This is a genomic window from Erwinia sp. (assembly GCF_031978025.1).
Classification (GTDB): Bacteria; Pseudomonadota; Gammaproteobacteria; order Enterobacterales; family Enterobacteriaceae; genus Erwinia.
Genome location: NZ_DALZCD010000076.1, coordinates 1,250 through 15,930 on the forward strand (window position 1 = coordinate 1,250; position 14,681 = coordinate 15,930).

Genomic DNA, 14,681 nt, shown 5'->3' on the forward strand with positions numbered 1-14,681 from the left:
GGCAGCCTGCAGCTCAGGAACCAGCTCAACCGGCTGCGCCAGCCTGGCAGCCTGCCGCTCAGGAACCGGTCCAACCGGCTGCGCCAGCCTGGCAGCCTGCTGCTCAGGAACCAGTTCAACCGGCTGCACCAGCCTGGCAGCCTGCAGCTCAGGAACCGGCCCAACCGGCTGCGCCAACCTGGCAGCCTGCAGCTCAGGAACCAGCTCAACCGGCTGCGCCAGCCTGGCAGCCTGCAGCTCAGGAGCCGGCCCAACCAGCTGCGCCAACCTGGCCGCCTGCAGCTCAGGAACCGGCCCAACCGGCTGCGCCCGCCTGGCAGCCTGCGGCTCAGGAACCAGCCCAACCGGCTGCGCCAGCCTGGCAGCCTGCCGCTCAGGAACCAGTTCAACCGGCTGCGCCAGCCTGGCAGCCTGCGGCTCAGGAACCAGCCCAACCGGCTGCGCCAGCCTGGTCGTCTCAGGAAACCGTGCGTCAGGTTGAACAAACCCAGCCGGAAGCTAAACCGCAGGACAGCCTGTTCCATCCGTTCCTGGTACGTCATGAGCAACCGTTGGAGAAGCCAACCACGCCGCTGCCTACGTTGGATCTGCTGACTGCGCCACCACCGGAAGCCGAGCCTGTCGATATGTTTGCGCTTGAGCAGACAGCTCGTCTGGTTGAAGCTCGTCTGGCTGACTATCGCGTTAAAGCGGAAGTCGTGGGCATCTCGCCGGGACCGGTTATCACTCGCTTTGAACTTGATCTGGCCCCGGGCGTTAAGGCTGCACGTATTTCTAACCTGTCACGCGACCTGGCCCGCTCGCTTTCTGCCGTAGCCGTACGTGTGGTGGAAGTAATCCCAGGCAAACCTTACGTCGGGCTGGAGTTGCCGAATAAACATCGACAGACTGTTTATATGCGTGAGGTACTTGAGTGCGATAAATTCCGTGACAATCCGTCGCCGCTATCGGTGGTGTTAGGAAAAGATATCGCAGGTCAGCCGGTAGTTGCCGATCTGGCGAAAATGCCCCACTTGCTGGTGGCCGGTACTACCGGTTCCGGTAAGTCCGTTGGCGTTAACGCCATGATTATCAGCATGCTTTATAAAGCCACGCCGGAAGAAGTGCGCTTTATTATGATTGACCCGAAAATGCTTGAGCTGTCCGTCTATGAAGGTATCCCGCATCTGCTGACCGAAGTGGTCACGGATATGAAAGATGCTGCCAACGCGCTACGCTGGAGCGTTGGCGAGATGGAACGTCGTTACAAGCTGATGTCGGCGTTGGGCGTTCGTAATCTGGCCGGCTACAACGAGAAGGTCAAACTGGCAGAAGAAATGGGGCGGCCTATTCCCGATCCATTCTGGAAGCCGGGCGACAGTATGGAAACGTCGCCGCCGATGCTGGAGAAACTGCCGTACATTGTGGTGCTGGTGGATGAATTCGCCGACCTGATGATGGCCGTGGGTAAAAAAGTGGAAGAGCTGATTGCCCGCCTGGCGCAAAAAGCGCGTGCCGCCGGTATTCACCTTGTGCTGGCGACGCAGCGTCCGTCGGTGGATGTGATCACCGGCCTGATTAAGGCTAACATTCCAACCCGCATCGCGTTTACGGTTTCCAGCAAGATAGATTCGCGCACTATCCTTGATCAGGGCGGTGCGGAATCACTGTTGGGGATGGGTGATATGCTTTATATGCCGCCGAACTCCTCAATGCCGATGCGTGTACATGGCGCTTTCGTCAGAGATGAAGAAGTGCATGCCGTGGTTCAGGACTGGAAAGCACGCGGACGTCCTCAGTACATTGAAAGTATTACTGCGGGCGAGGAGAGTGAAAATGCGTCGCTGGGACTGGATGGCGATGAAGAGCTGGATCCGCTGTTCGATCAGGCTGTCGCTTTTGTGGTAGAAAAGCGTCGCGCGTCTATTTCCGGCGTGCAGCGCCAGTTCCGTATCGGTTACAACCGCGCAGCCCGAATCATTGAGCAAATGGAAGCGCAAAGTATTGTGTCGCCGCCTGGCCATAACGGCAACCGCGAGGTGCTTTCGCCACCGCCGCACGAGATGTAATTTTGTCAAAAGCAACGGGCCGGTCATGCCGGCCCGTTGAATTTCAGCAGTTTGCCCCCATCTCATCTGTCGCAATCAGCTTTTTCCCCTGTTGCTTTCGTTGCGGCCTGGCTACAGTTAAGCCTGCCCACTAATCGGGATACAAAAGTTTCAATAAGGATGCTGTAAATGAAAAAACTCACTATCACATGCTGTCTGCTTGCTACTTTTGCTTCTGCCAGCGTTATGGCAGATGCTTCTTCTGACCTGCAGCAGCGTCTGGATAAAGTCACCAGTTTCCATGCCAGCTTTCAGCAAAAAGTGACCGATGGCAGCGGCCAGTCCGTACAGGATGGTGAAGGCGAACTGTGGGTTAAACGCCCCGATCTCTTCAACTGGCATATGACCGCACCGGATGAAAGCACCCTGATTTCAGATGGCAAAACGTTGTGGTTCTATAACCCCTTCGTCGAGCAGGTCAGCGCTACCTGGCTCAAGGATGCCACCAGCAACACGCCGTTTATGTTGATTGCCCGCAACCAGCGCAGCGACTGGAAACAGTACAATATCAAACAGCTGGGTGATAATTTTGAACTGACGCCAAAATCGGCCGACGGTAACCTGAAACAATTTACGATCAACGTCTCCTCCAACGGCACCATCAATCAATTTAGCGCCGTTGAGCAGGACGGACAGCGCAGCAGCTACACCCTGAAGAGCCAGCAGAATGCTGCGGTTAGCCCTGATAAGTTCCGTTTTACGCCGCCCAAGGGCGTGACGGTGGACGATCAACGTCAGTGAGGTCAGCGTGACACTCTCTCTGGATTTCTCTCATAACGAATTTCAGCCTCTGGCCGCGCGTATGCGGCCACGTACGCTGGCGGAATACATCGGCCAGCAGCATTTGCTGGCGGCGGGCAAACCGTTACCGCGAGCCATTGAGGCAGGCCATCTGCACTCAATGATTCTGTGGGGGCCTCCGGGCACCGGTAAAACCACGCTGGCGGAAATCATCGGCCGTTACGGCCAGGCGGATGTCGAGCGTATTTCTGCCGTAACGTCAGGCGTGAAAGAGATCCGTGAAGCCATTGAGCGTGCACGGCAAAACCGCCATGCCGGACGCCGCACTATTCTGTTTGTTGATGAAGTGCATCGCTTCAATAAAAGCCAGCAGGATGCTTTTCTGCCGCACATTGAAGACGGCACCATTACCTTCATTGGCGCGACTACCGAAAACCCTTCGTTCGAGCTTAATTCTGCCCTCCTTTCCAGAGCGCGCGTCTATCTGCTGAAGTCCCTGACCAGTGAGGATATTGAAAGCGTGCTGGACCAGGCGATGAAAGACAGCGAGCGGGGCTATGGCAACCAAAACATTGTGCTGCCGGACGAGACGCGCAGAATGATTGCGGAACTGGTAAACGGCGACGCCCGACGTTCGTTAAATACGCTGGAAATGATGGCCGATATGGCGGAAGTCAGCGACAAGGGCGAGCGCCTGCTGACGCCGCAGCTGCTGAACGAAGTTTCCGGGGAGCGGAGCGCCAGATTCGATAATAAAGGCGATCGCTTTTACGACCTAATCTCCGCGTTGCACAAATCAGTGCGCGGTTCTGCACCAGATGCCGCGCTTTACTGGTATGCACGTATTATTACGGCAGGCGGTGATCCGCTTTATGTGGCACGGCGCCTGTTGGCTATCGCTTCTGAAGATGTAGGCAATGCCGATCCACGCGGGATGCAGGTGGCTATTTCTGCCTGGGACTGCTTTACGCGTGTTGGGCCAGCTGAAGGCGAAAGGGCGATAGCTCAGGCCATTGTTTATCTTTCCTGTGCGCCCAAAAGCAATGCCGTTTATACCGCTTTTAAAGCGGCGATGCGCGATGCGCGCGATCGACCCGATTACGATGTGCCTGAACATCTGCGTAACGCGCCCACTAAGCTAATGAAAGAGATGGGTTTGGGCGCCGAGTATCGTTACGCGCATGATGAACCCGGTGCTTATGCCGCGGGAGAGAACTATTTCCCGGGCGAAATGGCGCAGACGCGCTATTATCAGCCGACCTCGCGCGGGCTGGAAGGGAAGATTGGCGAAAAGCTGGCCTGGCTTGCCGGGCAGGATCAAAATAGCCCGACAAAACGCTATCGTTGATCCGGGCGTTGCGGTAAGGTTAGCAAGGAATTCAATGCATTCGCCTCGCGAATGCGCCCACTTTTTTTACTGATCACAGGACAAGCATGCTCGATCCCAATCTGCTGCGTAATGAGCCAGACGCAGTCGCTGAAAAACTGGCACGCCGGGGCTATAAGCTGGACGTTGAAACCCTACGCTCGCAGGAAGAACGCCGCAAAGTTCTGCAGGTCGAAACCGAAACGCTGCAGGCTGAACGTAATTCCCGATCCAAATCTATCGGGCAGGCCAAAGCGCGTGGGGAAGATATCGAGCCGTTACGTCAGGAAGTGAACGCACTGGGCGAGCGCCTGGATGCGGCCAAAGCGGAACTGGATGCATTACAGAACGAGATTCGTGATGTCGCTTTAGCGATCCCTAATAATCCCGTTGATGAAGTGCCGTTGGGCAAAGATGACAGCGAGAATCAGGAAGTAAGCCGCTGGGGCGAGCCGCGCAAGTATGATTTTGCAGTGCGCGACCACGTTGAGTTGGGTGAGATGGCTGCCGGTCTGGATTTTGCCGCTGCGGCTAAACTGACCGGCTCGCGCTTTGTAGTGATGAAGGGGCAAATTGCACTGATGCATCGTGCGCTCAGCCAGTTTATGCTGGATTTGCACACCGAGCAGCATGGTTACCTTGAAACTTACGTTCCTTACCTGGTCAATCATGCCACGCTTTACGGCACGGGCCAGCTGCCAAAGTTTGGCGAAGATCTTTTCCATACTCGTCCACTGGATGAAGAAGCTTCATCCAGCGACTATGCGCTGATCCCTACGGCGGAAGTGCCGCTGACCAACCTGGTGCGCGATGAAATTCTGGAAGAAGAATCGCTGCCGTTGAAACTGACTGCGCATACGCCTTGTTTCCGCTCTGAAGCCGGTGCCTATGGACGTGATACGCGTGGACTTATCCGTATGCACCAGTTCGACAAGGTGGAAATGGTGCAGATCACGCGTCCGGAAGATTCCATGCAGGCGCTTGAAGAGCTGGTTGGCCACGCAGAGAAGGTGCTGCAACTGCTGGCGCTGCCTTACCGCAAGGTGCTGCTGTGCACGGGTGATATGGGCTTTGGTTCGTGCAAGACCTACGATCTGGAAGTCTGGCTCCCCGCGCAGGACACCTACCGCGAAATCTCTTCCTGCTCTAATATGGGCGATTTCCAGGCTCGCCGTATGCAGGCGCGCTGCCGCAGCAAAACGGAGAAAAAACCGCGTCTGGTGCATACGCTGAATGGCTCTGGTCTGGCGGTTGGCCGTACGCTGGTTGCCGTACTGGAAAATTATCAGCAGGCAGATGGCCGGATTCAGGTGCCGGAAGTGCTGCGTCCCTATATGAAAGGCCTTGAGTTCATCGGTTAATCTTTAGGGTGACTAAAAAAACCTGCGGGTCATGCCTGCAGGTTTTTTTTTGCCTGCAGCCTGGTTGGCAGCCCCTGATTATCTAACAATAAATATCATCGACAGAGAAAAGCGTCACTTGAAATTATATGCTATTTTTCAATAAGATAACTTGTCTTTGGCTGCTTTTTAATCGGAGCTTATCTCAAGGCAGATAAAAAATTTAAATTACCGCTCGGCAAATTGTGCGGTGGCCTGAACTGGCCCGTTGACAATAATCCGGCCGGTGGCATTATGCGCGCAAAATCTTCCTTTATTTTGGTCATTTCTGACTATGTCTACCTGGTCCCGTCCCGTTATTGTGCTGCTCTGCGGCCTGCTGCTGCTGACGATTGCTATCGCCGTGCTCAACACTCTGGTACCGCTCTGGCTTACTCATGACGCTCTGCCTACCTGGCAGGTCGGCACCGTCAGCTCCGCTTACTTTACGGGAAACCTGATCGGCACCCTGATAGCGGGCTGGCTGATCAAGCGCCTGGGCTTTAATCGTGCTTACTATATTGCTACTGCGCTGTTTGCCCTGGCTACGGCTTCACTGGGTTTTGAACAGGGTTTTTGGGCATGGTCCGCCTGGCGTTTTGTTGCGGGCATCGGCTGCGCCCTGATTTGGGTTGTGGTTGAAAGTGCCTTGCTCTGCAGCGGCACTTTGCGCAATCGCGGCCAGCTGCTGGCAGCCTATATGATTGTTTATTATATAGCGACGGTGATTGGTCAGCTGTTGGTCAGCAAGGTGTCAACGGAACTGCTGCATACTCTGCCCTGGGTCACCGGTTTTATCGTGGCGGCTATTTTGCCCCTGGTTTTTACCCGTATTACCGCCAGCGGTGAAGGCGAAGAGGCCCCAGCCGGACGCATGTGGTCTATGCTGCGTCGGCGTAGTGCGCGACTGGGCATCAACGGCTGCATTATTTCCGGCATCCTGTTAGGGTCGCTGTATGGACTGATGCCGCTTTATCTTTCTCATCAGGGAATGGATGACTCTGCCGTCGGCTACTGGATGGCGCTGTTGGTCAGTGCCGGTATTATCGGGCAGTGGCCGGTAGGGCGCCTGGCCGATCGCTATGGACGCTTGCTGGTGCTGCGCGTGCTGGTATTTGGCGTTATTTTGGGCGCGGTAGCGATGCTCAGCAATGCTGCTATGGCACCCGCGCTCTTTGTCCTCGGCTGTTCAGGCTTTACGCTTTATCCTGTCGCTATGTCATGGGCCTGCGAGAAAGTAGCCCATCACGAACTGGTCGCGATGAATCAGGCATTACTGCTGAGCTATACCACAGGCAGTCTGGCCGGCCCGGCCCTGACTTCAATGCTGATGCAGAGCTATTCTGACCGGGTGCTGTTTGTGATGATTGCGGGGGTAGCGCTGGTTTATCTGATGATGCTGCTGCGCAAAGCCGATCGCCATGCCACGCCGATTGCGCATGCCTGATTAAGGTAAAAAGAGAAACGAGCGGGTAGCCGCTCGTTAGTACATCACTTTATGACCGTATCCTTCCAGAATATGCTTCACTCGCTCCATCGTCTCTTTCTTCGGTGGATGAACACCATCCAGTTTATATTCCTCACCCATTGCCAGCCATTTGTGTTTACCCAGCTCGTGGTAGGGCAATAATTCTATCTTCTCAACGTTGCCCATATCACGGGTAAATTCGCCCAGCCGGTGCGCGGAATCATCATCATCGGAATAGCCCGGCACTACCACATAGCGTATCCAGGTGCGGATATTTTTTTTCGCCAGGTAGCGAGCGAAATCCAGCGTGCGGTGGTTAGAAACGCCGACAAGAATTTGGTGAACATCATCGTTGATTTGCTTGAGATCCAACATGACCAAATCGGTTACTTCCAACAGTTCGTCGATAACCGGATCGTAGCGGCGGACAAAACCGTTGGTATCCAGACAGGTGTTAATGCCTTCAGCATGGCAGGCACGAAACCAGTCGCGAACAAACTCCGCCTGCAAAATAGCTTCCCCGCCTGAGGCAGTCACGCCGCCGCCGGAGGCGTTCATAAAATGACGGTAGGTGACCACTTCTTTCATCAGTTCCTCTACCGTGACTTCTTTACCGCCATGCGTGTCCCAGGTATCCCGGTTATGGCAGTAGAGGCAGCGCATCAGGCAGCCCTGAAAAAAGGTGATAAATCGGATCCCGGGGCCGTCAACGGTCCCGCAGGATTCAAATGAGTGGATACGACCTTTAACTGACATTGCGGTGCATTCTCCATAGTGGCGCCGCTTTAAGCGGCTACGCAGTCTGAAGCTGCGTTAAGTCTGTTTTGCCGGCCCCCTGCTAAGCAGAGGGCCGGCAAAACAGGCTGGGCTCCGGCGAACCGGAGCCCTGAGGTTTACATCGTCTGTGTAAAGGTACGGGTAATGACATCCTGCTGCTGTTCTTTAGTCAGCGAGTTAAAACGCACCGCATAACCCGAAACGCGAATAGTCAGCTGAGGATACTTCTCAGGATTATCCATTGCTTCGAGCAGCATTTCGCGGTTCATTACGTTAACGTTCAGGTGCTGACCCCCTTCAATGCTGGATTCGTGATGGAAGTAACCATCCATCAGTCCGGCAAGGTTGGCTTTACGCACGTCGTCATCTTTACCCAGTGCATTTGGCACGATAGAGAAAGTGTAGGAGATACCGTCTTTAGCGTAGGCAAAAGGCAGTTTTGCCACGGAAGTCAGTGAAGCCACTGCGCCTTTCTGATCGCGACCGTGCATTGGGTTAGCGCCCGGACCGAAAGGTGCACCGGCACGGCGACCGTCTGGCGTGTTACCTGTTTTCTTACCGTACACCACGTTAGAGGTGATGGTCAGCACCGACTGGGTAGGCACCGCGTTGCGGTAAGTCTGCAGCTGCTGAATCTTTTTCATAAAGCGTTCAACAAGGTCACACGCAATATCATCCACACGTGAATCATTATTACCGAACTGCGGATATTCACCCTCAATTTTGAAGTCCACCGCCAGGCCATCTTCATCACGGACAGGTGAAACTTTGGCATATTTGATTGCAGAGAGTGAATCGGCGGCGACCGACAGGCCAGCAATACCACAGGCCATGGTCCGATAGACATCGCGATCGTGCAGGGCCATCAGCGAAGCTTCGTAGCTGTATTTATCGTGCATGTAATGGATGATATTCAGCGCGGTAACGTATTGTTTTGCCAGCCAGTCCATAAAGTGATCCATCCGCTCCATCACTTTTTCATATTCCAGCACATCATCCATCATCGGTGCGTCTTTTGGCCCCACCTGCATTTTGAGTTTTTCATCCACGCCGCCGTTAATAGCGTAAAGCATGGTTTTGGCAAGATTGGCGCGGGCGCCGAAGAACTGCATCTGCTTGCCTACGATCATCGGGCTGACGCAACAGGCGATGGCATAATCATCATTGTTGAAATCAGGACGCATCAGATCGTCATTTTCGTACTGAACGGACGAGGTATCGATGGAAACTTTAGCCGCAAATTTCTTGAAGTTCAGCGGCAGTTTTTCCGACCAAAGGATGGTCATGTTTGGCTCTGGTGAAGGGCCCATGGTGTAAAGAGTATTCAGGAAGCGGAAGCTGTTTTTAGTGACCAGCGTACGGCCGTCAACGCCCATGCCAGCCAGAGATTCCGTTGCCCAGATTGGGTCACCGGAGAACAGCTCATCGTATTCAGGCGTACGCAGGAAGCGCACCATACGCAGCTTCATCACCAGGTGGTCAATCAGTTCCTGTGCATCCTGCTCGGTAATTTTACCCGCCTGCAGATCGCGTTCGATATAAATATCCAGGAAGGTGGATACACGACCGAAAGACATCGCCGCGCCATTTTGTGACTTAACGGCTGCCAGGTAGCCAAAGTAGGTCCATTGTACCGCTTCCTGAGCCGTAGTGGCCGGGCCGGAGATATCGCAGCCGTATTTGGCCGCCATCTCTTTTATCTGCTGCAGCGCATGGTGCTGGTCAGCAATTTCTTCACGCAGGCGAATAGTTGCTTCAAGATTAACGCCATTTTCAAGATCGCTTTGCAGCGAGGCGAACTGCGCGAATTTATCTTTCATTAACGCATCAATGCCGTAAAGCGCTACGCGCCGGTAGTCACCAATGATACGGCCACGGCCGTAGGCATCCGGCAGGCCGGTAAGCACGCCGGACTTACGACAGCGCAGGATGTCTGGCGTATACACATCAAATACGCCCTGATTATGCGTTTTACGGTATTCGGTAAAGACTTTTTTCAGGCCAGCGTCCAGTTCACGTCCGTAGACTTTACAGGAACCTTCCACCATTTTAATGCCGCCAAATGGGATCAGCGCGCGTTTCAATGGGGCTTCAGTCTGTAAACCGACGATGGTTTCCAGCTTACGATTGATATAGCCTGCGTCATGGGAAGTGATAGTAGAGGCTAAATCGGTGTCGAAATCGACCGGCGCATGGGTGCGGTTTTCGAGCTTAATCCCTTCCATCACCTTGTCCCACAGCTGCGTGGTGGCTTCAGTTGCGCCGCTCAGGAAGGATTCATCACCTTCATAAGGCGTATAGTTTTTCTGAATGAAGTCACGGACGTTGATGCTGTTCTGCCATTCGCCCTCTGCAAAGCCTGCCCAGGCAGCCGCCTGGTTTACATTTTGCTCGCTCATGTGATCACCTTTTCAATGAAGTTCTTTCGTTCCTGCTGCATCACAGCAGGGCTTAATCCTGTTGCCGGCAATCAGTGATGATCGCCGTCCCGCAAATAGATAACCCAGTAGGTCAGACCGACCAGCAATCCACCGCCAATAATATTGCCAAGCGTCACGGGGATAAGATTGTCCACAATGAAATTGCTTACTGTGAGACTGGAAAAGTGCGCTGCCGTGGTTCCTGTGGCCTGCCAGAACTCAGGGGCCGCGAAATCTTTAATCACGATCGCCATGGGGATAAGGAACATGTTGGCAATGCTGTGCTCAAATCCACTGGCGACAAACATCGCGACAGGCAGAAGCATTGACAGCATTTTGTCCGTCAGGCTGCGGCCGGAATAGCTCATCCAGACCGCCATGCAAACCATCAGGTTGGCGAGGGTGCCGAGGCAGACAGCTTGAATAAAAGTATGGTGCATTTTATGGTCAGCCGTTTGCAGAACATTTAACCCCCATGCACCATTTGCCACCATATACTGGCCGGCAAACCAGATCAGCCCGACAAAGAACATCGCGCCGAAGAAATTTCCTATATACACGTTGAGCCAGTTGCGAGCCAGCTGGCCCCAGGTAATGCGCCCGCTGGCTTTAGCGACCATAGTTAAAACGGTCGACGTGAAGAGATCGGCGCCGCAGACCACCACCAGCATCAGCCCCAGTGAAAAGCAAATGCCGCCAATCAGCTTCGCAATGCCATAGGGCAGCGTTTCGGCCCCTGTGGTCGCGGTGATATAAAAAACGAATGCGATGGAAATAAAGACGCCCGCGGTAATCGCCAGAAAAAAGGTGGTAAAGGGATGTTTTTGGGCTTTATAGACGCCAGCTTCTTCAGCGACTTTAGCCATTTCAGACGGTAAAAGTAAGTCGAACGGATTGCCAGCTTTCACACTAACGTCTCCTGAAATTAATCAACAACGAAATACTAACAAAGCAGTATAGGTGAGAAATTGATGTGGATCATATTGACGTCGGGCATTGCCGAAATAAGTGTAAAAAAAGCGCGATATTAAAGGTAGCTTGTTGATTTTTAATATTAAAATTTATTTTAAATAATCTATTATTTTTTTAATTTTCGTTAGCCTGGGTCGTCATGCTCGCTAACAGAGAGCGTAAAATGGGTCGTTATTAAATGAAATCATTTAATAACTGGAAATAAATGGATTACTTTTTATTAACGTTAAGAGAAATTAATGAATTAATTAAGCTTAAAATTGGTCCTGAAAAAAGGCCCGTTTTGTTTCACGGGCCACAAAGGTTATTTCCAGTAACTACGTTTTGCCTGCTGCAGTTTCTCATAGGCTGCTAACAGCGACTGATGAGCAGGGAAGGCCAGCAGTTCTTCATCCACGCTCTGCAAACCGTAGAAAGGCGCCTCACCGCTGATAGCGGCAGAAGCCGCGTCTACTGCTTCCTGTCCATACATACGTACAAAAGCAGTATGATATTGAACAGGATCGCGCTCGTCCTCAAGGCTCAGCAGCAGCAGCGTTTGCAGGCAACGATAGTAGTTGGCACGGGTGGGTGAAAAGAGGGAGGCATTGAACTCCATGGTCCATTCCGTCCAGATCAACGCCTGATCGATATCGCCGCCCGCTAAAGCCAGCATGGCTTTAAGCTCGCCGATACGCAGCGTATACCAGCCGTTATCTTTGCCCGTCGCCAGGCCCAGCAGTTCACGTACGCGAGTAAAATCGTCATGGCCGTCTTCGTCCAGACGTTCAATCAGCGCGAGGTAATCCTCTTTTTCCCACTGGCTGTCAGGCAGGGATAACAGGGTATCGCGCAGGTAGGCACCCATACTGTTATTAGCCAGCAGCAAATCTTCCGCAGGATAGATATCCGACATGCCCGGCACGATAATACGGCAGGCATAAACGTCCAGATGCTGATAGTCAGCAATGTAGACTTCACGATCTTCCGTTTTAAAGATAGCCATTAGCGTAGCGAACTCTTCCTGCGTGGTGCCTGCAAAGCTCCAGTCGACGAAAGGATAATCCGCATCATCTTTAAACATATCCCAGGAGATTAACCCGCTGGAATCGATAAAGTGCGTTTCAAGATTGGCGTGTTCAGCGACTTCTTCATCATCAAAAGTGGGTGGCGTAAAGACATCCAGATCTTTCAGCCCGCGCCCCTGTAGCAGTTCCGTAACGGTACGCTCCAGCGCTACGCCAAAATCAGGATGCGCGCCAAAGGAAGCAAAGCAGGTACCGTTTTGCGGATTGAAAAGCACCACGCAAATAACCGGATATTTGCCGCCCAGAGAGGCATCGTAAGCGAAGATAGGAAAGCCTTCCGCTTCTAAGGTAGCAATCGACTCCACTACGCCCGGATAACGATTAAGCACATCCTGCGGGATTTCAGGCAGGCTGATGGATTCGGCAATAATGCGGTTTTTGATATAGCGCTCGAACACTTCAGACAGCCCCTGAACGCGTGCTTCATTGGCCGTATTGCCCGCCGACATGCCGTTAGAGACATACAGATTGCCGATGATATTCATTGGAATATACACCGTCTGCCCATCAGACTGACGGGTAAAAGGCAGACCACAGATACCGCGTGCAGCATTGCCAGACTGCAGATCGATCAAATCGCTGGCGCTAAGGGCCTGCTCGTGATCGTAAAAGGCCTTAAGGCGCGCATCAAGCAGGCCTTCTGGCAGGCTGTCGTCATCCGGCAACGGAAACCATTTTTCGTCAGGATAATGCACGAAATCGCCGTTAGCGAGGGTCTTACCCAGCCAAAAATCAGCAAAGAAGTAGTTAGTCGACAGACGCTCAAAGTATTCACCCAGCGCCGAAGCCAGCGCCGCTTTTTTGCTTGCGCCTTTACCATTGGTGAAGCAGAGCGGGCAATCGCGATCGCGAATATGGACCGACCAGACATGAGGAACCGGGTTCAGCCAGGAGGCTTCTTCAATATGGAAGCCAAGATCCTGTAATTTTTGCTGAAAGCTTGCGATGGAATCTTCCAGGGCGGCATCTTTGCCTGGAATATAGGTTTGCGTCATAGTGCCCACTCGTTTTTTGGGTTGTGCCGAAAGCGCGCCATGATACGGGGTTTCCCGCCCATTCGCTATCCGACAGACTGTTTTATCCCGGCTATTGTGGCATTTTCACTCGTGGAGATCGGCCATGGAAAAAGCTAATCGGAAGGTGCCTCACAAAATATCGCGTTCACTTTATTTCACGCTACAAGCTGTTGCGGCACGCGCCGCACAACTGGTCGGCTGACCCGATTAAACATTGCAGCGCCAGGGTGGCAATGATAAAACCGGTAGCAGACTCGAAATCGATTGATCTGAAAGTGGTGAGGGGAAATGAGCCAGGTTTTCAATTTTAGCTCCGGTCCAGCAATGCTGCCGGTAGAAGTGCTACGTCGTGCCGAACAGGAACTCTGCAACTGGCAGGGGTCAGGAACCTCTGTAATGGAGATCAGTCATCGCAGTAAGGAATTTACGCAGGTGGCCGTAGAAGCGGAAAACGATTTTCGCGATCTGCTGAAAATCCCCTCAAATTACAAAGTATTGTTCTGCCACGGTGGCGCTCGTGCACAGTTTGCCGCTGTACCAATGAACCTTTTAGGTCACCACAGTACGGCAGACTATGCAGATGGCGGATACTGGGCGCACAGCGCAATAAAAGAAGCGGAAAAATACTGTACCCCTAACGTCATTGATGTGAAAACCACCGTCGAAGGACTGCGTGCTATCACGCCTATGAACCAGTGGGCGCTTTCAGATGAGGCAGCGTATGTGCATTATTGTCCAAACGAAACCATTGACGGTGTCGCTATCAATGAAGAGCCGGATTTCGGTGATAAGATTGCCGTAGCCGATCTCTCTTCTACCATTCTTTCCCGGCCGTTAGATATTAACCGCTATGGTGTTCTTTATGCTGGTGCGCAGAAGAACATCGGTCCGGCTGGCCTGACGCTGGTGGTGGTCCGTGAAGATTTATTGGGCAAGGCGCAAAAAGCGTTGCCGTCAATTCTGGACTACACGGTATTAAGCGAAAATGATTCCATGTTTAACACGCCGCCAACTTTCGCATGGTATCTTTCTGGCCTGGTGTTTAAATGGCTCAAAGAGCAGGGCGGCGTGGCGGAAATGGACAAGCGTAATCAGGCGAAGGCCGACTTGCTATACGGCATCATTGATAGCAGTGATTTTTATCGCAATGAAGTGGCTCATGCTAACCGCTCTCGCATGAATATCCCTTTCCAGCTGGCTGATGCAGCGCTGGATAAAGTTTTTCTCGAAGAGTCATTTGCCGCGGGCCTGCATGCGTTAAAAGGCCATCGGGCCGTAGGCGGTATGCGTGCTTCAATTTACAATGCCATGCCGTTGGAAGGTGTTAAGGCCCTAACCGAGTTTATGACTGATTTCGAACGTCGTCACGGTTAAGTCGCCGGCACGGT

10 protein-coding genes are annotated in these 14,681 nt (G+C 53.0%); 6 read left to right on the plus strand and 4 right to left on the minus strand.

Features of this window, described 5'->3' with window-relative positions:
- The 5 genes from RTK32_RS08285 to RTK32_RS08305 all read left to right on the plus strand — a co-directional run.
- A partial coding sequence (locus RTK32_RS08285; RefSeq protein ID WP_312042979.1) for a DNA translocase FtsK occupies positions 1–2,048 on the plus strand: 2,048 nt, incomplete at its 5' end.
- A 168-nt stretch (positions 2,049–2,216) separates the two neighbouring features.
- A complete protein-coding gene (lolA, locus tag RTK32_RS08290; protein ID WP_312042980.1) occupies positions 2,217–2,828 on the plus strand; it encodes an outer membrane lipoprotein chaperone LolA in 612 nt (203 codons plus the stop codon).
- A 61-nt stretch (positions 2,829–2,889) separates the two neighbouring features.
- Complete coding sequence (locus tag RTK32_RS08295; protein WP_312042988.1) at positions 2,890–4,176, plus strand: replication-associated recombination protein A; 1,287 nt, start codon at positions 2,890–2,892, stop codon at positions 4,174–4,176.
- A gap of 86 nt (positions 4,177–4,262) precedes the next feature.
- Positions 4,263–5,555, plus strand: a complete 1,293-nt coding sequence (gene serS / locus RTK32_RS08300) for a serine--tRNA ligase (RefSeq protein ID WP_312042981.1) — start codon at positions 4,263–4,265, stop codon at positions 5,553–5,555.
- Between the two features lie 313 nt (positions 5,556–5,868).
- Positions 5,869–7,020 (plus strand): MFS transporter, encoded by a 1,152-nt coding sequence (locus RTK32_RS08305; protein ID WP_312042982.1) that lies wholly within the window; start codon positions 5,869–5,871, stop codon positions 7,018–7,020.
- 36 nt (positions 7,021–7,056) lie between these two features.
- Here RTK32_RS08305 and pflA read toward each other — a convergent pair whose 3' ends face one another.
- From pflA to ycaO, 4 genes are all read right to left on the minus strand, one after another.
- Positions 7,057–7,797, minus strand: a complete 741-nt coding sequence (pflA, locus tag RTK32_RS08310) for a pyruvate formate lyase 1-activating protein (protein ID WP_312042983.1) — start codon at positions 7,795–7,797, stop codon at positions 7,057–7,059.
- A 137-nt stretch (positions 7,798–7,934) separates the two neighbouring features.
- The gene (pflB, locus tag RTK32_RS08315; RefSeq protein WP_312042984.1) at positions 7,935–10,217 is read right to left on the minus strand and encodes a formate C-acetyltransferase; all 2,283 of its coding nucleotides are present in this window, start codon (positions 10,215–10,217) and stop codon (positions 7,935–7,937) included.
- Positions 10,218–10,288: 71 nt separating this feature from the next.
- Positions 10,289–11,146, minus strand: a complete 858-nt coding sequence (focA, locus tag RTK32_RS08320) for a formate transporter FocA (protein ID WP_312042985.1) — start codon at positions 11,144–11,146, stop codon at positions 10,289–10,291.
- Positions 11,147–11,514: 368 nt separating this feature from the next.
- The gene (gene ycaO / locus RTK32_RS08325; protein WP_312042986.1) at positions 11,515–13,272 is read right to left on the minus strand and encodes a 30S ribosomal protein S12 methylthiotransferase accessory factor YcaO; all 1,758 of its coding nucleotides are present in this window, start codon (positions 13,270–13,272) and stop codon (positions 11,515–11,517) included.
- Between the two features lie 309 nt (positions 13,273–13,581).
- On the opposite strand from ycaO, the gene serC reads away from it, so the two are divergent.
- Entirely contained in the window at positions 13,582–14,667 is a 1,086-nt protein-coding gene (gene serC, locus RTK32_RS08330) for a 3-phosphoserine/phosphohydroxythreonine transaminase (RefSeq protein ID WP_312042987.1), read from the plus strand.
- Positions 14,668–14,681 lie beyond the last annotated feature (14 nt).